Source organism: Massilia sp. CT11-137 (assembly GCF_047302885.1).
Lineage (GTDB): Bacteria > Pseudomonadota > Gammaproteobacteria > Burkholderiales > Burkholderiaceae_D > Telluria > Telluria orientalis.
On the sequence record NZ_JBKYMP010000001.1, the window covers coordinates 3,254,063 to 3,277,457 of the forward strand.

Annotated in this window: 20 protein-coding genes; 15 read left to right on the plus strand and 5 right to left on the minus strand. The window is 61.5% G+C overall.

What is annotated here, in order from left to right; all coding sequences use genetic code 11:
- Positions 1-781: 781 nt before the first annotated feature.
- From ACEN98_RS14760 to ACEN98_RS14775, 4 genes are all read right to left on the minus strand, one after another.
- A complete protein-coding gene (locus tag ACEN98_RS14760; RefSeq protein ID WP_413385538.1) occupies positions 782-1,714 on the minus strand; it encodes an electron transfer flavoprotein subunit alpha/FixB family protein in 933 nt (310 codons plus the stop codon).
- A gap of 184 nt (positions 1,715-1,898) precedes the next feature.
- Complete coding sequence (locus tag ACEN98_RS14765; protein ID WP_413385539.1) at positions 1,899-2,648, minus strand: electron transfer flavoprotein subunit beta/FixA family protein; 750 nt, start codon at positions 2,646-2,648, stop codon at positions 1,899-1,901.
- A 106-nt stretch (positions 2,649-2,754) separates the two neighbouring features.
- On the minus strand, positions 2,755-4,050 hold the full coding sequence (locus ACEN98_RS14770) for an MFS transporter (protein ID WP_413385540.1): 1,296 nt from the start codon (positions 4,048-4,050) through the stop codon (positions 2,755-2,757).
- 187 nt (positions 4,051-4,237) lie between these two features.
- Entirely contained in the window at positions 4,238-4,654 is a 417-nt protein-coding gene (locus ACEN98_RS14775; RefSeq protein ID WP_413385541.1) for a nuclear transport factor 2 family protein, read from the minus strand.
- A 309-nt stretch (positions 4,655-4,963) separates the two neighbouring features.
- On the opposite strand from ACEN98_RS14775, the gene ACEN98_RS14780 reads away from it, so the two are divergent.
- A complete protein-coding gene (locus ACEN98_RS14780; protein ID WP_413385542.1) occupies positions 4,964-5,281 on the plus strand; it encodes a LytTR family DNA-binding domain-containing protein in 318 nt (105 codons plus the stop codon).
- A gap of 3 nt (positions 5,282-5,284) precedes the next feature.
- On the opposite strand, the gene ACEN98_RS14785 is transcribed toward ACEN98_RS14780, so the two are convergent.
- Positions 5,285-6,196, minus strand: a complete 912-nt coding sequence (locus ACEN98_RS14785) for a LysR substrate-binding domain-containing protein (protein WP_413385543.1) — start codon at positions 6,194-6,196, stop codon at positions 5,285-5,287.
- Between the two features lie 113 nt (positions 6,197-6,309).
- Here ACEN98_RS14785 and ACEN98_RS14790 point away from each other — a divergent pair, with 113 nt between their 5' ends.
- From ACEN98_RS14790 to ACEN98_RS14855, 14 genes are all read left to right on the plus strand, one after another.
- Entirely contained in the window at positions 6,310-7,107 is a 798-nt protein-coding gene (locus tag ACEN98_RS14790) for a citryl-CoA lyase (RefSeq protein WP_413385544.1), read from the plus strand.
- Between the two features lie 32 nt (positions 7,108-7,139).
- Positions 7,140-8,279 (plus strand): CaiB/BaiF CoA transferase family protein, encoded by a 1,140-nt coding sequence (locus ACEN98_RS14795; protein WP_413385545.1) that lies wholly within the window; start codon positions 7,140-7,142, stop codon positions 8,277-8,279.
- Positions 8,280-8,326: 47 nt separating this feature from the next.
- Positions 8,327-8,926 carry a VOC family protein gene (locus tag ACEN98_RS14800; protein WP_413385546.1) on the plus strand — a complete coding sequence of 200 codons (600 nt, stop codon included), beginning with the start codon at positions 8,327-8,329 and terminating at the stop codon, positions 8,924-8,926.
- A 10-nt stretch (positions 8,927-8,936) separates the two neighbouring features.
- On the plus strand, positions 8,937-9,779 hold the full coding sequence (locus ACEN98_RS14805) for an alpha/beta fold hydrolase (RefSeq protein WP_413385547.1): 843 nt from the start codon (positions 8,937-8,939) through the stop codon (positions 9,777-9,779).
- Between the two features lie 45 nt (positions 9,780-9,824).
- A complete protein-coding gene (locus ACEN98_RS14810; RefSeq protein WP_413385549.1) occupies positions 9,825-11,039 on the plus strand; it encodes an FAD-dependent oxidoreductase in 1,215 nt (404 codons plus the stop codon).
- A 45-nt stretch (positions 11,040-11,084) separates the two neighbouring features.
- Positions 11,085-11,900: an alpha/beta fold hydrolase gene (locus tag ACEN98_RS14815; RefSeq protein ID WP_413385551.1), complete on the plus strand. Its 816-nt coding sequence runs from the start codon at positions 11,085-11,087 to the stop codon at positions 11,898-11,900.
- Positions 11,901-11,905: 5 nt separating this feature from the next.
- Entirely contained in the window at positions 11,906-13,318 is a 1,413-nt protein-coding gene (gene leuC / locus ACEN98_RS14820; protein ID WP_413385553.1) for a 3-isopropylmalate dehydratase large subunit, read from the plus strand.
- 7 nt (positions 13,319-13,325) lie between these two features.
- A complete protein-coding gene (leuD, locus tag ACEN98_RS14825; protein WP_413385554.1) occupies positions 13,326-13,958 on the plus strand; it encodes a 3-isopropylmalate dehydratase small subunit in 633 nt (210 codons plus the stop codon).
- 146 nt (positions 13,959-14,104) lie between these two features.
- Positions 14,105-15,844: a DUF1302 domain-containing protein gene (locus tag ACEN98_RS14830; protein WP_413385555.1), complete on the plus strand. Its 1,740-nt coding sequence runs from the start codon at positions 14,105-14,107 to the stop codon at positions 15,842-15,844.
- A gap of 28 nt (positions 15,845-15,872) precedes the next feature.
- The gene (locus ACEN98_RS14835) at positions 15,873-17,228 is read left to right on the plus strand and encodes a DUF1329 domain-containing protein (RefSeq protein ID WP_413385557.1); all 1,356 of its coding nucleotides are present in this window, start codon (positions 15,873-15,875) and stop codon (positions 17,226-17,228) included.
- On the plus strand, positions 17,228-18,283 hold the full coding sequence (locus ACEN98_RS14840) for a WD40/YVTN/BNR-like repeat-containing protein (RefSeq protein ID WP_413385559.1): 1,056 nt from the start codon (positions 17,228-17,230) through the stop codon (positions 18,281-18,283). The genes ACEN98_RS14835 and ACEN98_RS14840 overlap by 1 nt, the downstream gene beginning before the upstream one ends.
- A gap of 12 nt (positions 18,284-18,295) precedes the next feature.
- The gene (locus ACEN98_RS14845) at positions 18,296-20,707 is read left to right on the plus strand and encodes an efflux RND transporter permease subunit (protein WP_413385560.1); all 2,412 of its coding nucleotides are present in this window, start codon (positions 18,296-18,298) and stop codon (positions 20,705-20,707) included.
- A 22-nt stretch (positions 20,708-20,729) separates the two neighbouring features.
- Complete coding sequence (locus ACEN98_RS14850; RefSeq protein ID WP_413385561.1) at positions 20,730-22,037, plus strand: methyl-accepting chemotaxis protein; 1,308 nt, start codon at positions 20,730-20,732, stop codon at positions 22,035-22,037.
- A 61-nt stretch (positions 22,038-22,098) separates the two neighbouring features.
- Positions 22,099-23,186, plus strand: a protein-coding gene (locus tag ACEN98_RS14855) for an IS3 family transposase (protein ID WP_413385469.1) whose coding sequence is annotated in 2 segments (ribosomal slippage) — positions 22,099-22,351 and positions 22,351-23,186 — 1,089 coding nt in all. Because the reading frame shifts where the segments join, the coding sequence is not laid out codon by codon here.
- Positions 23,187-23,395 lie beyond the last annotated feature (209 nt).

Below are 23,395 nucleotides of genomic sequence, written 5' to 3' on the forward strand. Positions count from 1 at the left end.
CGCCATTGCATCCACGAGCTTTGGCTGCCCTCGCATCCGAACAGGGCAGCGCCTTTTCGGAATCTTGTTCTTTCACCATCCGACTAATATCTCAGGCTACGCGCCTGGGATATTTCGTTGATACTCTTCAATGTTCGCACCGCCTCCAGTCTAACGTTAGACTGAAGTTACGGCGTGTGCCCTGCCTTTTTACTACCGCTCATTCGCCGCAAGCATTCGTGGAAGACACAGGATCGACGCGGCTCAGCACCTTCTGCCCAAGTCACTCCGCCAAGCCATCGTATGAGCCGATGCACATTGCAGAGCCGCGCGCCACGGTCAGTTCGCGCGAACTCCGCGAATCGTGTAGGGAGGCCCGACGGGCTTACAGATCGTCAATATTGAAAAACAAACTATGTCGGGACTTGCCTTACCCTAAGCTCTAAAGGAGGCGATCGCGGTGTAGGTTAGTTCGGTGTGCTCAACACCACCGACATTGCGTGCACGGAAACCTGATCGCTCCCCACCGTCGCGCACTGATGTGCATCTCGATTATGAAGCGTTTATCGAAATTGGCGCTGCTGCCGACCAAAGACGGTGTCGTCGCGTTCAACGACACCGTGGACACGCCAGAAAATGCACGTTACGCGATGAAATTCCGCACCGCGGAGTCGTGGGAAGGTGTAAGCCTGGTCCCGTCAGTTCGACGCGCAGGTCGAGCTCATGGACAAGATCACCGGGAGTCCCGACCGAGTGCCGCTAATCCACCTGTTGTAGGACTTAGGCGGCCTGCCGGTTTGCGTTAAGATAATTGCCGCGTAAGCTGTGGGACTAATTCGAACAAGTCGCCGACGATACCGTAGTCGGCCACCGAGAAGATCGGGGCATCCGGATCCTTGTTGATGGCGACGATGGTCTTCGAATCTTTCATGCCGGCCAGGTGCTGGATCGCGCCCGAGATACCGACGGCGATGTACAGCTGCGGCGCGACGACCTTGCCGGTCTGGCCGATCTGCCAGTCGTTCGGCACGTAGCCGGCGTCGACGGCGGCGCGCGATGCACCCATGGCGGCGCCAAGCTTGTCAGCCAGCGGTTCCAGGATCTTGAAGTTGTCGCTCGAACCCATGCCGCGGCCGCCGGAGACGACGACCTTGGCGCCGGTCAGTTCCGGACGGTCTGACTTAGTTACTTCGCGGCCAACGAAGCTCGACTTGCCCGAGTCCGCGACGGCGTCGACCGTTTCGACGGTGGCCGAACCGCCGTCGTTCGCGGCGGCATTGAAGCCGGTGCCGCGCACGGTGATGACCTTCACCTTGTCCGTCGACTGCACGGTGGCGATGGCGTTACCAGCGTAGATCGGGCGCTCGAACGTGTCCGGCGCATCGACCTTGGTGATTTCCGAGATCTGGGCGACGTCCAGCTTGGCGGCCACGCGCGGCAGCACGTTCTTGCCGAAGGCCGAAGCCGGAGCCAGGATGTGCGAGTAAGCCGGAGCGACAGCCAGGATCTGCTCGGCGACGTTCTCGGCGAGGCCGTCGGCGAATTGCGGTGCGTCGGCGACCAGCACTTTCGACACGCCCGCGACTTTCGCGGCGGCTTCCGCGACGGCGCCGCAAGCACTGCCGGCGACGAGGATGTGGACGTGGCCGCCGCATTGTGCGGCCGCGGTGACGGTGTTCAGGGTGGCCGCCTTCAGCGCGGAGTTGTCGTGTTCAGCAATAACGAGAGTAGTCATGTTGTCTTCAGCTTTCGAACCGGCGTGCACTTGCCCGCCGGGAGATCATTGTCGAGCCCCCAACCCAGGTGCGCGCGTACTTCCTATAGTGTCGGCAACGGCGCCCAGATGCGCCGTCTATGCATAAGCCATTCGCAAACCTGCTCCTTGCTGGGGGCTTTGGTCGGTGCCATGGTAGTCTGCTTCAGATGACCTTGGCTTCGGTGCGCAGCTTCGCAACCAGTGTCGCCACATCGGGTACCTTGACGCCGGCCGAACGCTTGGCTGGCTCGGCGACCTTGACGGTCTTCAGGCGCGGTGTGACGTCGACACCGAGGTCTTCCGGCTTGACGGTCGTCAGCGGCTTTTTCTTCGCCTTCATGATGTTCGGCAGCGTGACGTAGCGCGGCTCGTTCAGGCGCAGGTCGGTGGTGATGATGGCCGGCAGGGAGAGGGCCACGGTTTCCAGGCCGCCGTCAACTTCGCGGGTCACGGTGACCTTGCCGTCTTCCAGCACGACCTTCGAGGCGAACGTCGCCTGCGGCCAGCCCAGCAGCGCAGCCAGCATCTGGCCGGTCTGGTTCGAATCGTCGTCGATCGCCTGCTTGCCCAGGATGATCAGTTGCGGCTGCTCTTCGACGGCCAGCGCCTTCAGTACCTTGGCGACGCCCAGCGGCTCGATCTCGGCCCCGGTCTCGACCAGCACGCCGCGGTCGGCGCCGATCGCCATCGCGGTACGCAGGGTTTCCTGGGCCTGGGCCACGCCGCAGGTCACGGCCACGATCTCGGTGACCTTGCCGGCTTCCTTCAGGCGCGTGGCTTCTTCCACGGCGATCTCGTCGAACGGATTCATCGACATTTTGACATTGGCGATATCGACGCCACTGCCGTCGGACTTGACGCGGACCTTGACGTTATAATCGATAACGCGCTTTACAGGAACGAATATCTTCATAAGGTTCTTTCGAAAAATATAAGGCAATGTAGCGAGCTAACTATCGCTAGCGCTGAAGATGCAATTTGATAATAATGGGGTCAGCGGCCAAGCGGAATTCTACCTATCACCACGCGCCATCTTGGGTCTTGACTACTTTTTGTAGAGTACTCGAGCTCTCAGTTGTTCGTCGTACCACGGTAACAAATACCAGAGCAATGACAGCCGGTAGAGGCGAGACCACCAACACGCTCATCAGACTGAAGTGACCGAGAAGAATCGCTGCGAGGCCTGGGCCGATTGATTGCGAGGCTGCGATGGCGATGTAGATAGCCCGTGTATAGCGACCACAGGCATCATTGGTGGAAGTCTGCGCCATATAATAGGCCAGCCCCATGTTCCAAGCTCCAGCCAAAAGCGACACTGACAGAGTAAACATCACCACCCCGTGTGAGCACCACGTGAGTCCTAGAGACGCGAAAAGAACTACGGTGGTGATGAAAAGCATGCGAACGCGGTTCCCGGCATCACCGAGGAGGGTGGGGGCAAGTGCACCCAACCCACTACCAAGTAATCCAATTCCCAATGCCCAGGCGATATCATTACCGGAGAGGCCATTTGCGGTGCCCAAACGTTCAAGGAAGCCCCAGACCACGTTCAGGCTTATGCCGAACAATACGAGACCAGCTAATCCAGCGCGTGCTGGCCGGGGATTTGTTAACGCCAGGGGAGCAGCGTGCGCTTCGATTCGCCACGTATCCTGCACGCCCCCGACGCGTCGAGGTAGGAAAAACGCTAGCATCATCGACACCACAAAGAGTAGTGTTCCTAATCCAATCGTTGCCTGATAGCCCAACGTTTGCTGAGCCGTGTTCAACAGCCAAACCCACATAGCATTGATGACACATGACACGAGCAAACCTGCCCCGAAGGCACGGTCAGGTTCTGCTGCGCGCGCCAGCAAACAGGAAGCTACGAGCGTGACAGTGTTGGAGGCGATTCCAGCGATAAACCGCGTCATGGCAACTGCAGCGAAGCCCGTCATCGATCCGGTGACCGCATTGGCCAGGATTGCAACCACGCTGGCCAAAATGATGAGTGACCTCCACTGCACACGCGATGTGGCCCAGAAGGCAAATAATGCTCCGAACACGCAGCCCGCCTGTTCGATGGACAAGATCCAACCTACTTCACTAACACTGAGATCGAGATGGTCCGCGAAGAGCCCTGCCATGATTGGCGAGACACTAATCGGAACCACTGATAAGGCATAGATTAACGTACTAGCGACCATAGCAAGCATAGTCAAAGGCGCGGTCTGGTTTTGATGCATGGTGATTGCCGGTAGGGTTACGAGATAGGAGCACTGCATCGAGCCGCCATACGCCGTTGTGGCGACAGCGACGGCTTGTCTGTTCGACATCCGCCTCTCAGTCGGATGGCAGAGCAGGCCCAAGCGATGATCGAGCGAGTAATCGTACACGGTGTACCCCAAAATTCCGATAATCACATGCAAATATACCGATGAAGCAAAAATACCACTATGTTATCTAGGCGCTAACAACGTTATCTCTACGACAGCATAAGCGGATAGCTAGCCTGTACGGTCGTTACTTTGGCTGCGCTCCCGCAGCGGAGTTTCGGGCACCCGCGTCAGGTGTCGCATACGACTTCATGTAAGCGTTTTTCACTTCTACTTTGCCATCATTAATGACGAAAAAGTCGCATCCGCGAAGTTGCGCCATCTGGTCATTGGCGTCTTTGTATTCAAAGAGCCATTCGGATGCCGCTTTACCATCGGGGCCGAAAATGGGCTCTCCAACCGGCAACAGACGCGCGCCAGGAAAAGCCGAGAAGGTGCTAATCAATGCTTTTCGAATCTCGGCATGACCGCGGTAGGTTTTTCCTAGTGGGTAATCGCCCATTACGTCGTGGTATGTGCCGTTCGCCGAAAAGCACTCAAGTACCGCGTCGACGTCTTGACGGTCCCAGGCGGTACCAAGATTTGCCAAAAGTTGCTTCGACATACATTGAACTCCTCAAGAGTAAGCTGTGATGAATATAATGGTTACCGTGACCCCGAACGGGGTCAAGATGCATCCTGTAGTCAATGTATGCGCCAGAACGAAACTTTGAGAGGTTACAACCGGCCAACTGGCTTTTGCTTCATGGAAAGTACGAAGCCGCCGCACACTTTACGTGTGCGCTGATGGTAGTCCTTGCCAGTCTCTCTCGGGTCCTGCGCGTATGATGAAATCACGCGTCAGTATGACGACCGCTACAGCCTGAGGGTGACGTGCACTGCGACAACGAAAGATCGGCCGGCAACGAATCCCGTGCTGACTCCGGAAACCAAGATCGTTTATCTGAAATCCGATTCGAAGGACACAATAATTCTCGCGCGCGGGCGCCGTTTCTTGATACGGATCGGCATCACCGAGCTAGGGGCGCGATTAGACCCGACACGCTTCATTCGAATACACCGCGCTGCTCTTATTAATCTCGACCTCGTCGAGTGGCATCTGGCGAGACCGCGACCTGAAGCGGCTGTTGAGGTGGTGTGTGGCTGGCAGGTGTGCAAAACGCAGGTATTTCCTGCGCAGGTTCGCTTTGGCGCGGCGGTAGATGCCGGTGTCCGAGAATTCATTGCATAGTCGTTAGCCGCGCCGCGGGCGGGATGCCGTACCTTGGTTCATCGCCAGGTTGCGAACGATTGCCGAGAACGAACGCATGTGCGCGGTCTGCTGCCTCGTACCCCGCTTCCAGAGGATGCCCGGCGTGCGTACCGGCGTCGGGCTTTCCAGCATCACCACGTGCAGACCGCCTTCCGCCGTGACCGCACTCGCCGCGACGATGGCGGCGATGCGCGTGCGGGCGACCAGTCGCAGCATCGGCGCGATTGTGTTCATTTCGGCAACTACGACCGGCTCGGCCGAGCTGGCGCGAAAACATTCGTCGAGCATATTGCGCGTCGAGAATTCGCTGGGCAGCAGAACCAATTGCTGGCGGTGCAGTTCCACGAAGCGGATCCGCTTCCTCTTGGCGAACGGATGTTGGTCGGATACAACCAGCACCATTTCTTCGTTGTGCAGCGGCTCGAACCAAAGTTCCTCCGGCGTGTTCGGACGGTAGGCAATGCCCAGATCGAGCTGTTCAGCCTTGAGTTTTTCGCTGATGTCGTCCGCCGATAGCTCCTCCACCGTCACTTTTACGGTCGGATACCGATCAAGGAAGATCGCAATGCATTCGGGCAAGAACTCCAGATTGAACGTGTGCGTCGCTCCGACTCGAACCTCTCCTGCCAGCGAACTGGCGCTGTCCTTGAGCGCCCCCAAGCCCTGGTCGACGGCACGCAATGCTTGCGTCACGTAATCGAGAAACAGCTGTCCGGCTTCGGTCAGCACGACCTTTTTGCCGATACGCTCGAACAGTGCGGTATCCAGCTCGTCTTCCAGTTGCGCGATCTGGTGCGATAGCGTCGATTGCGTCACATGCACCCGCTCCGCCGCACGCGTGAAGTTAAGACATTCCGAAAGCGCCTTGAAATAACGTAAATGCCTGAGCTCCATGTTCCCTCCAAACCATCGATGCCATCAATGATAACAATGGAAAATCATCATTTCAACATATGGTTGCCTGCTGTTACTCTGTATTTATCCGCAAGAAACCAACTGGACTGAATATGAAGATAGGCAAAGAAACCGTACCAAGAACCGCCATCTCGACGGCTGACGCACATTCGATCACCGTCCGCGGCGTTGACCTGTGTGGCGACCTGATTGGCAAAATCTCTTTCACCGACTACTTCCACCTGCTGGTGACCGGTACGCGGCCGTCGGTCAAGGCGGCAGCCATCATCGACGCGACGCTGGTGGCGATTGCGGAACATGGCCTGGTACCGAGTGTGCAGGCGAGCCGGATGACGCTTGCGGCTGCACCGGACGCACTACAGGGGGCGGTAGCGGCCGGTATTCTCGGATGCGGATCAGTCATCCTCGGGGCATCGGAAAGCGCGGGACGGCTGTTCGACGACATTGCCGCGTATGCACGCGATCACGGGACGGACATCGACACGGCTGCGCTGGCCGTCGTTGGCGAATATCGCGCAGCGCGCCGCGCCATCCCGGGTTACGGACACCCGCTCCACAAGGAGCGCGACCCGCGCGTTAACGCCCTGTTCGAGGTAGCGCGTCACCATGCGATCGACCTGTGTTACGTGGATATCGCGGAGGCGGTGGAGCGGGTTCTGCCGCGTGTCATCGGAAAGGAGCTTAAGCTCAACGTATCGGCCGCAATTCCCGCCGTGCTGCTTGGCATCGGATTTCCGTTGGCGGCGCTCAAGGGTGTCCCGATCCTGGCCCGCACGGCCGGATTGATCGCTCACCTGACGGAAGAACTTGAGCACTCGATCGGCTTCGCGCTCTCGTACCAGGCCACGCGCGAGCTCGTATTCGATGGCACGCAGCTCGTCCGATCCTGATCCCGCAACCGTCAACCACTAGGCAATCCAACATGAGCAAAGTACTAGAAGGCGTGCGCGTCATCGAACAGGGCACTTTCATCACCGGGCCCGCCGCGTCCATGATCCTGGCGGACATGGGGGCCGACGTGATCAAGGTCGAGCAGCCCGGCACCGGCGATCCATTCCGTGCGTTCGATGGCGGACTGTACAGTACCCATTTTCAGACCTACAACCGCAACAAGCGCAGCATCGCGCTGGACCAGAAACTGGAAAGCGATCGGGCCGTGTTTGACGACCTGATCCGTGGCGCGGACGTGTACATCCAGAATTTCCGACCAGGTATCGCCGAGCGCCTCGGTGCCGGCGAGGCCCGGCTGCGCGACCTCAACCCGCGCCTGATCTACTGCGCGATCAGCGGCTTCGGGGCGACGGGGCCGGCCTCTCAGCGGCCCGCTTACGACACGGTCGCGCAGGCCGCCAGCGGCTTTCTCGGCCTTCTCGTCAATCCGGCCGACCCGCGTGTGGCGGGTCCGGCGATAGCCGATGCGATGACGGGTTATTACGCGGCATTCGGCATCCTGGGCGCGTTGTTCGAGCGCGCCAGCAGCGGCCGCGGCCGCAGCGTGGAAGTGTCGATGATCGAGGCGATGTGCCACTTCAACCTGGACGCGTTCACGCACTTCCTGTCGGAGGGGGAAGTCATGGGGCCGTTCAGCCGGCCCAGCGTCTCGCAGTCCTATGTGTTGCAGTGCGCGGATGGCAAATGGATCGCGCTCCACATGTCGTCGCCTGCCAAGTTCTGGCAGGGTCTGGCAACCGCAATGGGCCGTCCGGACATTTTTTCTGATCCCCGTTTTTGTTCTCGCGAACAGCGCATCGAGCATTACGATGACTTGATCGTGCTGTTGCGCGACATCTTCATCAAGGAGATGCGCAGCACCTGGTGCGAACGGCTTGCACGGGAAGACGTGCCGCACGCACCCATGTACGACGTCGCCGAGGTTCTCGAAGATCCGCAGGTCCGACATCTGCAACTCGAGGTGTCGGTGCCCCACGCCGACCTCGGGAGGTTCCGCACGATCCGTTTTCCGATCACTTTCGATGGCGAACGCGGGTTCGACATTACCGCGCCCCCGGTTCTGGACCAGCACGGTCATGCCATCCGTAGCGAATTGTTGCACAAGAAGTAGCCCTCATCGCGCCGCAGGCGCATTACAAACCATAACGGAGATAAATCATGAGTCTCGAAAACTGGACCCCAAGCGACATCGATCTGGAACTGGCGCGCAGGATCGCCCAGCAACGGCGCGCCGCCAACAAGGTCAGGCACCTGCACCATCACGCCTTCCGCTGCCGCAGCGCGGAAGAGACGCGGGCGTTCTACGAGGGACTGCTGGGATTTCCCCTGGTGGCAGCCTGCATCGAGCCGATCGATCCGCTGACGAACGAACCCAAGCCGTACATGCACCTGTATTTCGAACTCGGTGACGGCAGCGCGCTCGCGTTTTTTGACTACCCGTCGCACTTCAAGGCCGACGATTTCCCTGAAGTCGATCAGTTCGGCCACCACATCGCCATGGAAGTGGAGGGCGGCCATGCGACGATCGACGCCTACAAGCACAAGCTTCAGGTGGCCGGCGTCGAGGTCCTCGAGATCGATCACGGCTACTGCCGCTCGATCTACTTCTACGATCCGAACGGGATGCGCGTGGAACTCGCCACGAACGTCTCGGTCACCGAGCGCTTCTTCGCGGACAAGTACCAGTCCGTCGACGCGGACATCGTCGCCTGGCGCGCGCTACGCGAAAAGCACTACGGCGCCGCCGCTGCTGCCTGAGAGCGCACCGATGAATGCCAAGGACTCCATCGTCGCGTTACGGTCATCCGAGGTCGTATCCGTGGACGGCTGCCGCATCGCTTACTGGCAGGGCGGTAACCCGGCCGGTTTGCCGATCGTGCTGCTGCATGGCTTTGCCCTGGACCATACCGTGTGGTCGACGCTGTGCGCACAGGACGGTTTCCTCGACCGGTGCCATGTCGTCCTGCCGGACCTGCGCGGCCATGGCATGTCCGGCCGCGCATTGTCCGCCGAGGGCTACGCCGACGGCCGTGCCTGGGCCGACGACCTCGACGCGGTGATCCGTGCCAGCGGCCTGCATCGGCCCGCCGTACTGGCCTGGTCGTACGGCGGCCGCATGCTGCTCGACTACGTCCGTCACTACGGCAGCGGTGCACTACGCTGCGCCAACCTGGTGGCCGCCGCCAGCCTCGCCGATCCGCGCGTGCTCGGTCCGGATCACACGGTCCTGGCGGACCTATGCGCGGGCGAGGTGGCGGTGGCAAACGCGGCAGCCGACCGTTTCATCCGCGAGGTCCTGCGGACCGCGGCGGGGACGCAGCGGTACCGGACACTGAGCGCTGCCATTGCCTCGATACCAGCCGGTCAACGGGCATGGCTGCGCAATCGCCGCCTCGACTACGACGACGTCGTCGCGCAACTTGACCTGCCGGTACTGGTGAGCCACGGCGTATGCGACACGGTCATCCTGCCGGCCCATGCAGGCAACGTGCAACAGGCGATTGGCGGCGCCTGGGTGTCGCTGTATGAGGATGCGGGGCATGCCCCGTTCCTCGACGACCCGGAGCGTTTCGCCAGCGAACTGATCGCATTCGTGGCACGGGTTGCGTAGCCCGTGTCCGGAGTTAATTACGTCAACAAATACTAGGAGACAAACATGGAAAATCTGGGTGGCGTCATAGTATCGGGGGCTGGTCCGGTGGGCCTCGTCACCGCGCTCGGGCTCGCACGCGCTGGGATTAAGGTCACGCTGGTCGACGCGGCACCGACCATCAACGACTCACCGCGCGCGGCGATCTATTATCCGACGACGCTCGACGTGCTCGACTGTTACGGCCTGCTTGAAGACGCGCTGCACGTCGGCTACAAGAGTACGGAATTCCAGTTCCGTTCGCCGGCCGAGAACAAAGTCGTGAGCATCGACTCGTCCATCCTGACGGGACTGGTCCGCTATCCCTACAACCTGCACCTGGGCCAGCACATCCTGGCCGATCTCGTGCTGCAGCACCTGTCGCGGTACCCGAACGCGGCGGTGCGCTGGAACACCGGCCTGGCGGCGTTCGAGCAGGACGAGCGGGGCGTGACGGTACGGGTCGACACGGCAGAAGGCCCTCAGGATTTGCGCGCGGACTGGCTGGTCGGTTCCGATGGCGCGCGCAGCACGGTGCGCCGCCTGCTCGACCTGCCTTTCGAAGGGCATACCTGGCCGGACCGCTTTGTCGCCACCAACGTGCGCTTCGATTTCGACAAGTATGGTTTCGCGCCGATCAACCAGGTGTCCGACCCCGTCAACTGGGCCGTCGTGGCCCGTCTCGGCAAGGAAAACATCTGGCGTTGCACGTTTGGAGAAGACGCCTCGCTGCCGGAAGAGGAAGTGCTGCGCCGCATTCCGGAACGCTATGCGGCCATCCTGCCCGGCCCGGGCAAGTACGAGATCGTGGCTGCATCGCCGTACCGCGTCCACGAACGTTGCGTGCCATCGATGCGGGTCGGCCGCGTCCTCCTCGCCGGCGACGCCGCCCACGTTTGCAACCCTTGCGGCGGCATGGGGCTCACGACCGGCATCATCGACGCGGTCGAACTGTCCGACGCGCTGTCCGCGGTGATCACCCGCCAGCGCGACGACTCGATCCTCGACTATTACTCCGACGAGCGGCGCCGTGTCTTCCGCGAATGCACGTCGCCTACGGCCAGCCACATGAAGCGCGTGCTGTCGGAGAAGGATCCGCACAAGCGGCGCGAAGACGAACAGGCTTACCGCACCTCGGCGGAGAACGCCGAGATCGGCCGCAAGGCCATGATGTATCCATCCGGCGTGATCGGCCGGCCGTTCCCGGAAGGCATCTACGAACGTGCCGATGCCACAGCCTGAGCCGCGACGCATCTCTCAAAAAGCGACAAGAAACGAAGGCAAGCCATGAGCAAAATTCTCGGAGACAGCAGGGTCCGCACGGAGGGTTTCGAGCGCCATGAATATGTGGTGAACGGCATCCGGACCGTGCTCTACAGCACGGGCCGCGGAGAGACGTTGGTCTACTTCCATGGCGCCGGCACATTCCACGGCTTCGATTTCGCGCGGGACTGGACGGGTGATTTTCGCGTCGTCATTCCCTATCATCCAGGGTTCGGCGAGTCACAAGACGATGCGCGCATCGACTCGATGGACGACTACGTGCGTCATTACGCCAACCTGTTTGACCAGATGGGCCTGAAGAAATTCAATCTTGTCGGCTGCTCGATGGGAGGGCGGATGGCGGCGCAGTTCGCGGCCGACCATGGTGCTCTGCTGAACAAACTGGTCCTTGTCTGCCCGGCCGGGTTGGACGTGCCAGCGCATCCGATGACGAACCTGGCCGACATCCCGCCCGGAGAATTGCTCGACTACCTGATCGAGGACGTGTCGGTGCTGGATCCGTTCGTGCCGACCTGGCCCGATCCTCAGTTCGGCGCCATGCGTGCACGGGAAACGGAATCCGTCGGCCGCGTCCTGAGGAACGGCAGCCTGGTCGATCCGGCGCTTCCCGCCTCGCTTGCGCGCATCGACGTAGCGACCCTCCTGTTGTGGGGAGGGGAGGATCGTGTGATCCCCGCCGCCCAGGCACAGACCTGGGCTAACTTGCTGCCGGACGCCACCGTCCGTGTGGTCGCGGGCGCGGGGCACCTCATCCTCGACGAATCTGTGCAGGCGAGGGGGGCGGTCAAAGCGTTCCTGCGTTCCGGCGCGGACGAGTGACCGACATGGCACCGAAGCCCCTTTTCGCCAAGCTGTGGGACCGGCACCTTGTCGGTCCGGCCGACGGCCCCGGTCCAGCGCTGCTGTATGTCGACCGGCACCTGGTCTATGAGGTGACGAGCCCACAGGCATTCGAGGGACTTCGCCTCGCCCGGCGCCGGCCGTGGCGCCCCGAGACCGTCCTGGCGACGGCCGATCACAACGTGCCGACGATCGCGGCGCAACGCGGGACCATCGCCGATCCGTTGTCGCGAGCCCAGGTGGACCAACTGGCCGCCAATTGCGCCGAATTCGGCATCACGCAATTCCCACTGGGCGATCCGCGTCAGGGCATCATCCACGTCGTCGGCCCGGAGCAGGGCGCGACATTGCCGGGCATGACGGTGGTCGCTGGCGATTCGCACACCAGTACCCACGGCGCCTTTGCTGCCCTGGCTTTCGGAGTCGGGACGTCGGACGTGGAGCACGTACTGGCGACCCAGTGCCTGCTGGTGGAACGGATGAAAACCATGTATATCGAAGTGACCGGCGAATTCGTTCAGGGCGTGACGGCCAAGGACCTGATCCTTGCCCTGATCCAGCGTCTCGGCACGGCCGGCGCGACGGGCTATGCGATCGAATTCGGTGGCCCCGCGGTCGCGCGCATGTCGATGGAATCGCGTATGACGTTATGCAATATGGCGATCGAGGCGGGTGCTCGCGTGGGCCTGGTGGGTGTCGACGACGCCACGCTGTCCTATCTTGACGGGCGGCCGTATGCCCCGAGTGGCGCGGCATGGGATGACGCGTGCGCTTACTGGCGTACGCTCGTCAGTGACGAGGGAGCCTCGTTCGACGCATGGCTGTCCATCGACGCGGGCACGGTGGCGCCCATGGTTACCTGGGGCGTGTCGCCGGCAATGGCCGTGTCGGTTGACGGCTGCGTGCCGTCGCCGGAGGATCAGGCGGACCCCGTCCGGCGCGCACAGGTGTCGCGCGCGCTCGACTACATGGACCTTAAGCCGGGTACGCCGGTTCGCGAGATCACGCTCGACCGCATTTTCATCGGCTCCTGCACCAACGCGCGCATCGAGGACTTGCGTGCCGCGGCGACGGTTGTACGCGGTAGGACGCTTGCGCGCACGATTCGCCAGGCGATCGTCGTTCCCGGGTCTGGCCTCGTCAAGGCGCAGGCCGAAGCCGAAGGACTGGATCGTTTGCTCATCGATGCAGGATTCGAATGGCGCGAGCCCGGGTGCTCAATGTGCCTCGGCATGAACGATGACCGCCTCCTGCCGGGTGAGCGCTGTGCCTCGACCTCGAATCGCAATTTCGAAGGTCGTCAGGGCGCGGGGGGCCGAACGCATCTGGTGAGTCCGGCGATGGCGGCGGCCGCGGCCATCGCCGGCCATTTCGTCGACGTGACGCAGGACTGGTGAGGCCGCCATGCAATCGTTCATCCCATTTACCTCGTGCGTGATGCCGCTCGACCGACCGGATGTCGACACAGATGCCATCATCCCGAAGCAGTTCATGAAGTCGATCGCCCGCTCGGGATTCGGCGCCAACTTGTTCGACGAATGGCGCTACCTAGATCCCGGTTACCCGGGCAAGCAGGGCAGGGCACCTGATCCGGCGTTCGTGCTCAACCAGTCCCGCTACCGGGACGCGCAAATTCTGCTCGCCAGGGAAAACTTCGGTTGCGGATCGAGCCGTGAGCACGCGCTCTGGGCGTTGTCCGATTACGGCATCCGGGCCGTGATCGCTCCCAGCTTCGCCAGCATTTTCTACGCAAACTGCTTCAAGAACGGCCTGTTGCCGATCCCGCTCGACGAACAAGTCGTCGACCGACTGTTCAGGGACGTTGAGGCGACCCCAGGCTACGCGCTCGCCATTGATCTGGTCAGCCAGATGGTCTTCACGCCAGGAGGTGAAGTCATCCGCTTCGAGATCGACGGGTTCAACAAGCGGCGGCTGCTCGACGCGCTGGACGACATTTCGCTCACGCTGCAGCAGGATGAAGCGATCCGTTGTTACGAACAGCGCCGCAGCGCGCTCGAACCATGGCTGTTCCCGTGACGACGATTCCGATCCAAGTAGGCGGCCCGCCACGAGCGGAGGCGCCGGATCCGCAGCCACCCTAGCTGACCGGCAGCGGTTCGTAGTCCATCCATTTAGACAATTACATATTTTGTGCCGTCCACGACAGGCGCACGGAGACTTGCATGCCTATTCCTCGTAAAACACTCGCGCTCGCCGTAGCGCTCACGCTCCCCAACGCCTATGCGGTCGACTTCAAGACGTCGGATCCCGACCTCAAGGTCAGGCTGGACCTGACGCCGAAATACAGCTCGGCATACCGCGTGAAGGATCCGTCAGCGGCACTGACCCGGCTGGATTTTGCCGGCGACCCCAATGTCGCCAACGAAGACGACGGTGACCACAATTTTCGCAAAGGCCTGATTTCAAGCCGTTTCGACCTGTTGGCGGAATTCGACGTCACGGCGAAAAATTTCGGTGCCCGCGTGAGCGGGACGGGCTGGTACGACAGCGTCTACCTGCGCCGTAATGATTACTCGGGCACGCAGGTATTCGTGGGCGGGAATCCCACACCAACCGTAATCTCGACCGCCAACAACAAGCCCGGCCAGGCGCCCAACGAGTTCCTGCCTTCCACCCGCTATCAACATGGCCGGGGTGCCGAAGTGTTGGACGCATTCGTATACGCCAAAGGTGAAGTCGGCGGCATGCAAGGCACGGTACGCCTGGGTAAGCATTCGTTGCAGTGGGGAGAAAGCTTGTTCTTCGGACAGAACGGTATCGCCAACGCACAGGGACCGGTGAACATTTCTAAGATTCTGTCGGTGCCGGCTTGGCAGTTCAAGGAGGTCCTGCTGCCGGTCGAGCAGGTCTCGGGCTCGCTGCAGGTTAGCGAAGGTGTACAGCTCGGTGCGTACTACCAGTTCAAGTGGCGTCCCAGCCGCCTGCCTGGCGTCGGCAGCTATTTTTCGGATAGCGACGTCTTGCCTGATACCGGGTTCGTCAACTTCGGCGTCGACGCCAGCGGCAAGCCCGTCAACCTGCCTTACCTTAACAACAAGGAGCACCTGCCGCGCAACTCCGGTCAGGGCGGCGTGCAACTGAAGTGGAATCCGGCAGGCAGCAACTACGAGTTCGGTTTCTATGCCGCGCAGTATCACGAGAAAACTCCGGCGGCTCCGGTGTTCGATTTCGTGAACGGCAACGTGCACCTTGCCTACGCCGAAGACGTGCGCACGGTTGGGATGAGTGTGAACTCGTCGATCGGACAACTCAACTGGGCACTGGAAGGCTCCATGCGGGACAACGCGCCACTGACCAGTAATCCGGCAGTGCTGGTGCCTGGCGGCGCGGTCACCGGTTGCGGGACGTCCGACAGCAATCCTTGCTATGCCGTCGGGCGCACGGCTCACCTGAACCTGTCCGGCATTTACGTCCTGCAGCCGACGGCCCTTTGGCAGGGCGGGGCCATGCTGGGAGAACTGGCGTGGAACCGTACGATGAAGGTCACGCGCGACATCTTCGCGCCGACACTGGGAGCGACCGGCGTCAACGGTGGACTTGCGGCCAACACCACCAAGGATGCCTGGGCTTTCCGCACGATCTTCGAACCCCAATATTTCCAGGTCCTGCCGGGGCTGGACGTATCGGTCCCCATCGCTGTGGGCTACAACTTCGGAGGGCGCTCGTCCGCCATGTTCAAGTTCGCCGGCGGCGTGTCGGACGGCGGCGACTACAGCATCGGTTTCAAGGGCACTTACCAGAACCAGTGGAATTTCTCGCTGGCCTATACCGATTACTTCGGTGCCGCCGGGACGCTCACCGAAACGCTGGTTCCGGGCAGTGCCGGGCCGCGTCAGCTTACCTTCGCCCAGACGCTCAAGGACCGAGGTTTCGTGTCTTTCAGCGTGTCCCGCACTTTTTAAATGCTTTCGAAATTATCGGAGTTTCGACATGAAGAACATTACCTTCCTCATCACCCTGATCACTGTCCTGGCAACCCCATTGTCGTTTGCCGCGGTAACGGCCGACGAAGCCACCAAGCTCAAGACCACCTTGACGCCGCTCGGCGGTGAACGGGCCGGTAACAAGGACGGCAGCATTCCCGCGTGGGACGGCGGTGCCACCAAGGTGCCGGCCGGCTACAAGTCCGGTGACCCGCGCCCCGATCTGTTCGCGAGCGAAAAGGTCCTGTATTCGATCGACGTCAAGAACATGGACAAGTACGCCGACAAGCTGACCGACGGTGTGAAGGCGCTCATGAAGAAGTATCCCGACTACCGCATCGACGTGTATCCGACCCATCGCAGCGCCGCAGCGCCGCAATGGGTGTACGAGAACACGTTTAAGAACGCCACGCGGGCGAAGCTGGTCGATGGCGGACAGGGTGTCGACGGCGTGTATGGCGGCATCCCGTTTCCGTTGCCGAAGGACGGCTATGAAGTGATCCAGAACCATCGCCTGGCCTGGATCGGTTACTCCATCGTGAGCAATTCCAGCGCCTGGGTCGTGACGTCGGACGGGAAGCGTTCGCTGGCGTCGGCCGGCATCGAGCGTATCCACCGCCCTTATTACGATCCGCACGGCAGCCCAGCCACGTTCAAGGGATACTACAACTACTCCAAATTCTATGCCACCGATCCCGGTTCGAAAGCGGGCGAGTCGATCATGGAGCACGCGTCGATCAATTCGAATAACGCGCGCGGGCTGTGGCAGTACTTGGTCGGGCAACGGCGCGTGCGCAAGGGCCCGTCCGTGGCCTACGACACGCCGGATGCGGTAACGTCCGGCATCGGGCTCGTCGACGAGGCGTTCATGCTGTTCGGTCCGCTCGACAAATACGAGCTCAAGCTGGTGGGCAAGAAGGAAGTCTACATTCCCTACAATAACAACCGCGCGGACGCGGCCAAGATCGCAGACCTGCTCCAGCCGAAGAGCCTCAATCCCTCGCTCGTGCGCTGGGAACTGCATCGCGTCTGGGTCGTCGAGGCAGCCCTGGCGACCGGCAAGCGTCACGTCGTACCCAAGCGCAGGTACTACGTCGACGAGGACACCTGGCAGATCATCCTGATCGACGGCTGGGACGCTAACAATGAGCTCGTAAGGACGAACTTCACGCTCACGCTGCTGGCACCGGATATCCCGGCTCTGATCGGCCAGACCGAATGGGGCGGTTATGACCTGCGCACAGGCGCGTATTACCTAAATATGGCCACCAACGAGATGCCGACGCAGTACAAGCCGGCCGTGCCGGCGCTGGCGCCGGCTGATTTCAGCCCCGAGGCGCTGGCCAACGAAGGTACGCGCTGATGAAACGCGCACTGCTTACCGGAAGCGCCGTGCTGGGATTTGCGGCGGTACTGGCCGCAGCGGCGGCGCCATCCGCATCGCCCGTGCCCGCCGTATTGCGTAACGGCGCGCTCGGCAGCAACAAGGCCACGACGGCGGCGGCCCTCGCGGTGGCGCGCGCCGGACAGCGTATGGTCGTCGGCGGCGAACGCGGCATCGTGCTGCTGTCCGATGACGCCGGGGCGAGCTGGCATCAGGCTAAAGTGCCGGTGCAGACAAGCCTTACCGCGATCCGGTTCGTCGACGCTCGGACGGGATGGGCCGTCGGCCATCTTGGCACTATCCTGACGACCGGGGACGGCGGCCTCACCTGGACGCTACAGCTCGACGGTGTCCGGGCTGCGGCCCTGCAGGCTGCCAGCTTGCGCGCCGAGGGCAATGACCGCGCCGAACGCATCGCCAGCCAGCTAGTCGCGGAAGGACCGGACAAGCCCTTCTTCGATATCGACTTCGCCGACAGCCAGCACGGATTCGCGGTCGGCGCCTACAACCTGGCGTTCATGACCAGCGATGGCGGCCGGACGTGGACTCCCCTATCCGCGCGGCTGCCCAATCCGAAGGGCTTGCACCTGACGGCGGTGCGTGTCGCTGGCAAGGATGTCTACATCGCTGGCGAGCAGGGTCTGCTGATGCACTCCTCCGATGGTGGCGCCACGTTCGAGGCATTACCCTCGCCGTACAAGGGCACCTTCTTCGGCCTGCTGCTGACCCGGTCGGGAACGTTGCTCGCCTATGGCCTGCGCGGCAACGTATTTCGCACGCCCGACCGCGGCGCTCACTGGGTCAAGATCGACAGTGGCGTAAGCGCCTCCGTCAGCGCGGGAATCGAGCGCGACGACGGTAGCCTCGTGCTGTTGGCCCAGACCGGGGACGTTCTCGTCAGCCGCGACGGTGGCGCGAGCTTTCAAAAACGCCCGACACGAGAACAGGCGCCCGCCGCGGGGCTTGCGGCCGCGCCCGACGGCGGCCTGATCGTGGCTACGTTGCGCGGCGTACGGCGCCAACCAAAACTTTAAGGCAACAGCATCATGCATACTGATACCACGCTCGACCACCAGCCGGTGGTCGCCCGCCTCGAAGACTTCGACACGTCCTCCGGTTCGCTGCCGGAGCGGCTGCTGTTCAACAACCGGCCCTGGATCGTCCTATTATGCGTGTTACTGAGCGCATTCCTCGGTTGGCAGGCCACGCATCTCCGATTGAACGCGAGCTTCGAGAAGACTGTCCCGACCAGTCATCCTTACATCGTCAACTATGTCGCCAACAAGGGTAACCTGGCTGGCCAGGGCAACGCGATCCGCGTGGCGGTGGAGACGACGGGCGCCTCGATTTTCGACAAGAATTACCTGGCTACCCTGCAAAAGCTTAACGACAACATATATTTGCTCCCAGGAGTCGACCGTCCGTTCATGAAGTCGCTCTGGACCAGCAACACACGCTGGGTGGCCGTGACCGAAGATGGGCTTGACGGCAATGTCGTGATCGGCGACAGCTATGACGGCAGTCCCGGCGCCCTCGCGGCGGTCAGGACCAACGTCGAACGCTCGGGCGAAATCGGACAATTGGTGGCGGCCGATTTTAAATCGAGCATCATCGTGGTACCGCTGCTCGACAAGAATCCACAGAGCGGCCACGCCCTGGATTACGGCGATCTGGGTCGGCACCTGGAAGCGCTTCGCGCCAAGTACCAGAGTCCGTCGGTGCGCATCCATATCACCGGGTTCGCGAAGGTGATGGGTGACCTGATCGAGGGCATGACCCAGGTGCTGGCGTTCTTTGCCATCGCTATCGGCATCTGCAGTGCGGTGCTGTACGGCTACACGCGCTGCGTGCGCAGCACCGCCCTGGTGGTCATGTGCTCACTCATCGCCGTGGTCTGGCAATGTGGCCTGCTCGCGCTTGCCGGCTATGAGCTGGACCCGTATTCGATCCTCGTGCCATTCCTGGTCTTCGCGATCGGCATGAGCCACGGCGCGCAAAAAATGAACGGCATCATGCAGGACGTGGGACGCGGCACGCACCGGGCGGTCGCCGCACGCTACACCTTCCGCCGTCTGTTTGTGGCGGGCATGATGGCGCTGTTGTGCGACGCGGTCGGGTTCGCCGTGCTGGCGCTGATCAAGATTCAGGTGATCCAGGACCTGGCCGCGGTGGCCAGCATCGGCGTCGCCGTCCTGATCTTTACCAACTTGGTACTGCTGCCCATTCTGCTGTCGTATGTCGGTGTGAGCCGCCGCGCGGCGATCCGCAGCCTCCAGGTCGAAACCGAGGGAACGGCTGGCCAGCGTGCCTGGCTGTGGCGCCAACTCGATCATTTCACGCGGCGCGGCCCTGCGATCGCGGCCATCGTGGTCGGCACCGCCATCAGCGTGGCGGGTTACATGGTGAGCCTGCACCTGAAGATCGGCGATCTCGATCCGGGGGCGCCGGAACTGCGTGCCGATTCGCGATACAACCTCGACAACGATTTCATGGCCCGCCACTATGCGGCCAGCGCCGATATATTTACGGTGATGATGTCGACGCCTGAGGACCAGTGTACTCGCTACGCCAACCTGGCCAAGGTGGACGAACTCGCATGGCGGCTCGAGCAGCTCCCGGGCGTGGAGGCGACCAATTCCATGGCCGCGCTGTCCAAGATATCGATGATCGGCTATAATGAAGGCAACCTGAAATGGTATGAGCTGATTCCGAACGACGCGGCGCTTGGCGGCGTGCAGACGCGTGCGCCGCGCGAGCTGTTCAACCAGGGGTGCTCGTTCCTCTCCCTGTACGTCTACCTGAAGGATCACAAGGCCGAAACTCTTACAAGGGTGGTGGACGAAACCGAGCGTTTCATCGCCGCCAACAACAGCGACGGAGAGCGGTTCATGCTCGCGGCCGGCAGTGCCGGCATCGACGCGGCGACCAACATCGTCGTCAAAAAGGCCATGCGCGAAATGCTGCTGTGGGTGTACGGCGCCGTGATCCTGTTGTGTTTCTTCACGTTCCGCTCCTGGCGCGCCGTCGTGTGCGCTGTACTGCCTCTGGTCGTCACATCGATCCTGTGTGAAGCGTTGATGGTATGGCTGGGGATGGGAGTGAAAGTGGCCACGCTACCGGTCATCGCGCTCGGCGTGGGCATCGGCGTGGACTATGCGCTGTACGTGCTGTCGGTCATGCTGGCGCGCCTGAAAGCGGGCGACACGCTGTCCGATGCCTATCACCATGCCTTACAATTCACCGGACGTGTCGTGCTGCTCACTGGCCTGACCCTTGCGCTCGCCGTGGCAACCTGGGCGTGGTCGCCCATCCAGTTCCAGGCAGACATGGGTATCTTGCTGGCGTTTATGTTCGTCTGGAACATGCTCGGCGCCTTGATCTTGCTGCCCGCACTAGCGTATTTCCTGCTGCCGGGCCGTAAATCGGTGCAGCCCTCGCCACTCTGCGCAGCGGCGTAGCGTTCTTCAAGGGAGGGGAGTCATGAAGATCGGTACGCGCCCGCGCCTGGGATTCGCGCTCATGCTGGTCCTGCTCATCGCCATCGCTATGCTGGGCTTGCAGCACATGGAACGCATGCAGAAGCGCATCGATGACATCACGAGCGTGAACAACGTGAAGACGCAACTGGCCAGCACAATGCGCGAGACGGTGTTCGAACGCATGATCGCGTTGCGCAACATGGCCTTGATCGGTGGCCTGTCTTACCTGCAGCCGAAAGCGGACAACATTGACGCGCAGTCCGCCAAGTATTATCAGGCGGAGCGTCACCTGGAGCGCCTGGTCACCGCATTACCGGCGTCCGCGCAGGAGAAAGCATTGCTGAAGCAGATTGGCCTATACGTGCAGGCGGCCCAGCCGTGGATCGCGAAGACGACGGGGTTGGCCTTCGCCGCCGAGAACGATCAGATCTACACGCTGCTGGTCGAGAACCTGCTGCCCGCACAAACCCATTGGATGGCGGCTCTAAGACAGCTGATCGAACTGGAGCAGCGAGAGAGCAGGCTGGCTGCCGACGAGGCGCTACAGGGTTACCTGCGCGCACGCGCTTTGATGTTGGGGATTGGAGGATTCGCAGTGCTGGTAGGCCTGGCGGTGTCATTCGCGCTCACGCGTCACCTGTTGCGGGAGCTGGGTGGCGAGCCCATCTACGCTGCCGGTATCGCAGGGCAGACCGCCGCCGGCAACCTGGCCGGCAAAGTCGATCTGGCGCGGGGAGACAAGTCTAGCCTGCTTTTCGCAATGAAAACGATGCGCGAGAACCTTGCCGCCCTGGTCGGCAACGTGCGCGGCAACGCCGACAAGATTGCCGGCATCTCGGCGGGCATCGCGCAGAGCAGCCGCGATCTGCTGATGGGCACGGAAGAGCAACGCCGCGCGCTTGACCTCACCACCTCGGCAATGACGCAGTTCGTCGCGCTGGTCAAGGACAGCGGCGAGCAGGCCTGGCATGCCGATGTGCTTGCGGGGTCCGCATCGGATGTCGCACAGCGGGCGGGCGAGGTGAGCGCACAGGTGATACGCACAATGGAAGCGATCAAGGTGTCGTCGCACCCCATCAAGGACATTACCGGTGTCATCTACGGCATTGCCTTTCAGACGAACATCCTCGCGCTCAATGCGGCGGTGGAAGCGGCGCGTGCCGGTGAGCACGGACGGGGATTCGCCGTCGTGGCCGCCGAGGTGCACAACCTTGCCCAGCGTTCAGCTACGGCGGCGCGCGAAATTAGCGATCTGATCGGGGAATCGGTCATGTGTGCCGACTCGGGCAGCAAGTTTGTCGACCGGTAATCCCCCCGCAAAAAGAGCGCGTTTGGAAGTAGAATTTTCTACTTAAGACAGAAAGCTCTACATGAAGACGTCCCGCTTTACCGACAGCCAGATCATCGCCATCCTGAAGCAAGCCGAAGCCGGCAGCCCTGTACCGGAGCTGTGCCGCGAGCACGGCATCAGCAACGCCACGTTCTATAAATGGCGCGCCAAGTACGGCGGCATGGACGCGTCGCTGATGGCACGCATGAAGGAGCTGGAAGACGAGAATCGGCGCCTGAAGAAGATGTACGCCGAGGAACGTCTCAAGGCCGAGATCGTCGCCGAGGCGCTGACAAAAAAGTGGTAGCGCCATCTCAGCGGCGAGAGATGGCGCAGTGGGCCGTGGCACAGCGGTCAGCCACGATTAACCTGGCATGCCGGGCATTTGGCATCAGCCAGACCTGCTACCGGTACAAGGCCAAGCTGGACGCGGAAAACAATGTGATTGCTGACTGGCTGGTACGGCTGACAAACAACCAGCGCAACTGGGGCTTCGGGTTGTGCTTCCTGTACCTACGCAACGTCAAAGACTTCAAATGGAACCATAAAAGGGTCTACCGGATTTATCGGGAGCTCGAGCTGAACCTACGGATCAAGCCGCGCCACCGCCTGGTGCGCGAGAGGCCGCTGCCATTGGCCGTGCCGACCACGATCAACCAGAGTTGGTCGATGGACTTCATGCATGACCAACTTGCCGACGGACGCAGCATCCGCCTGTTCAACGTCATCGATGATTTCAATCGGGAAGGCTTGGGCATCGAGGTCGATTTCTCGCTGCCGTCCGAACGTGTCATCAGATCGCTGGACCGGATTATCGACTGGCGTGGCAAACCGAACGCGATCCGCTGCGACAATGGCCCAGAGTACATCAGCGCCGTGACGTTGGCCTGGGCCGCCAGACGCGGAATCCGCATCGATTTCATTCAGCCAGGACAGCCTCAGCAAAACGCTTACGTCGAGCGTTACAACAGGACCGTGCGCTACGATTGGCTGGCGCACCATCTTTTTGAAACGCTCGACGAGATCCAGGAATTTGCCACTCGCTGGCTGTGGACCTACAATCACGACCGGCCCAACATGGCACTCGGCGGCATCACACCAAAACAGAAACTTGCCCTCGCCGCTTAACCTCTACTTCTAGCTCGCTCTAAAAACGGGGGGATTACCGTATAAATCTTCGGCTCAGAACTAATTTACGCGTGATCAAGGCACGCAGTCAGTGGCTGAATTGCGGTGGCGATGCGGTTATGCAGCGGCCTGCAAAGCCGTGTAGATGGGTTCGACTCCCATCCTCGCCTCCAGCATATCGGTGGATCAGCGCATTTATGCTGATCCAC

What these genes read in the sequence shown, in the direction of transcription:
- ACEN98_RS14760 (WP_413385538.1), bottom strand. Translation starts at nt 1,714, where the DNA reads ATGACTACTCTCGTTATTGCTGAACACGACAACTCCGCGCTGAAGGCG.
- ACEN98_RS14765 (WP_413385539.1), bottom strand. Translation starts at nt 2,648, where the DNA reads ATGAAGATATTCGTTCCTGTAAAGCGCGTTATCGATTATAACGTCAAG.
- ACEN98_RS14770 (WP_413385540.1), bottom strand. Translation starts at nt 4,050, where the DNA reads ATGTCGAACAGACAAGCCGTCGCTGTCGCCACAACGGCGTATGGCGGC.
- ACEN98_RS14775 (WP_413385541.1), bottom strand. Translation starts at nt 4,654, where the DNA reads ATGTCGAAGCAACTTTTGGCAAATCTTGGTACCGCCTGGGACCGTCAA.
- ACEN98_RS14785 (WP_413385543.1), bottom strand. Translation starts at nt 6,196, where the DNA reads ATGGAGCTCAGGCATTTACGTTATTTCAAGGCGCTTTCGGAATGTCTT.
- ACEN98_RS14790 (WP_413385544.1), top strand. Translation starts at nt 6,310, where the DNA reads ATGAAGATAGGCAAAGAAACCGTACCAAGAACCGCCATCTCGACGGCT.
- ACEN98_RS14795 (WP_413385545.1), top strand. Translation starts at nt 7,140, where the DNA reads ATGAGCAAAGTACTAGAAGGCGTGCGCGTCATCGAACAGGGCACTTTC.
- ACEN98_RS14800 (WP_413385546.1), top strand. Translation starts at nt 8,327, where the DNA reads ATGAGTCTCGAAAACTGGACCCCAAGCGACATCGATCTGGAACTGGCG.
- ACEN98_RS14805 (WP_413385547.1), top strand. Translation starts at nt 8,937, where the DNA reads ATGAATGCCAAGGACTCCATCGTCGCGTTACGGTCATCCGAGGTCGTA.
- ACEN98_RS14810 (WP_413385549.1), top strand. Translation starts at nt 9,825, where the DNA reads ATGGAAAATCTGGGTGGCGTCATAGTATCGGGGGCTGGTCCGGTGGGC.
- ACEN98_RS14815 (WP_413385551.1), top strand. Translation starts at nt 11,085, where the DNA reads ATGAGCAAAATTCTCGGAGACAGCAGGGTCCGCACGGAGGGTTTCGAG.
- leuC (WP_413385553.1), top strand. Translation starts at nt 11,906, where the DNA reads ATGGCACCGAAGCCCCTTTTCGCCAAGCTGTGGGACCGGCACCTTGTC.
- leuD (WP_413385554.1), top strand. Translation starts at nt 13,326, where the DNA reads ATGCAATCGTTCATCCCATTTACCTCGTGCGTGATGCCGCTCGACCGA.
- ACEN98_RS14830 (WP_413385555.1), top strand. Translation starts at nt 14,105, where the DNA reads ATGCCTATTCCTCGTAAAACACTCGCGCTCGCCGTAGCGCTCACGCTC.
- ACEN98_RS14835 (WP_413385557.1), top strand. Translation starts at nt 15,873, where the DNA reads ATGAAGAACATTACCTTCCTCATCACCCTGATCACTGTCCTGGCAACC.
- ACEN98_RS14840 (WP_413385559.1), top strand. Translation starts at nt 17,228, where the DNA reads ATGAAACGCGCACTGCTTACCGGAAGCGCCGTGCTGGGATTTGCGGCG.
- ACEN98_RS14845 (WP_413385560.1), top strand. Translation starts at nt 18,296, where the DNA reads ATGCATACTGATACCACGCTCGACCACCAGCCGGTGGTCGCCCGCCTC.
- ACEN98_RS14850 (WP_413385561.1), top strand. Translation starts at nt 20,730, where the DNA reads ATGAAGATCGGTACGCGCCCGCGCCTGGGATTCGCGCTCATGCTGGTC.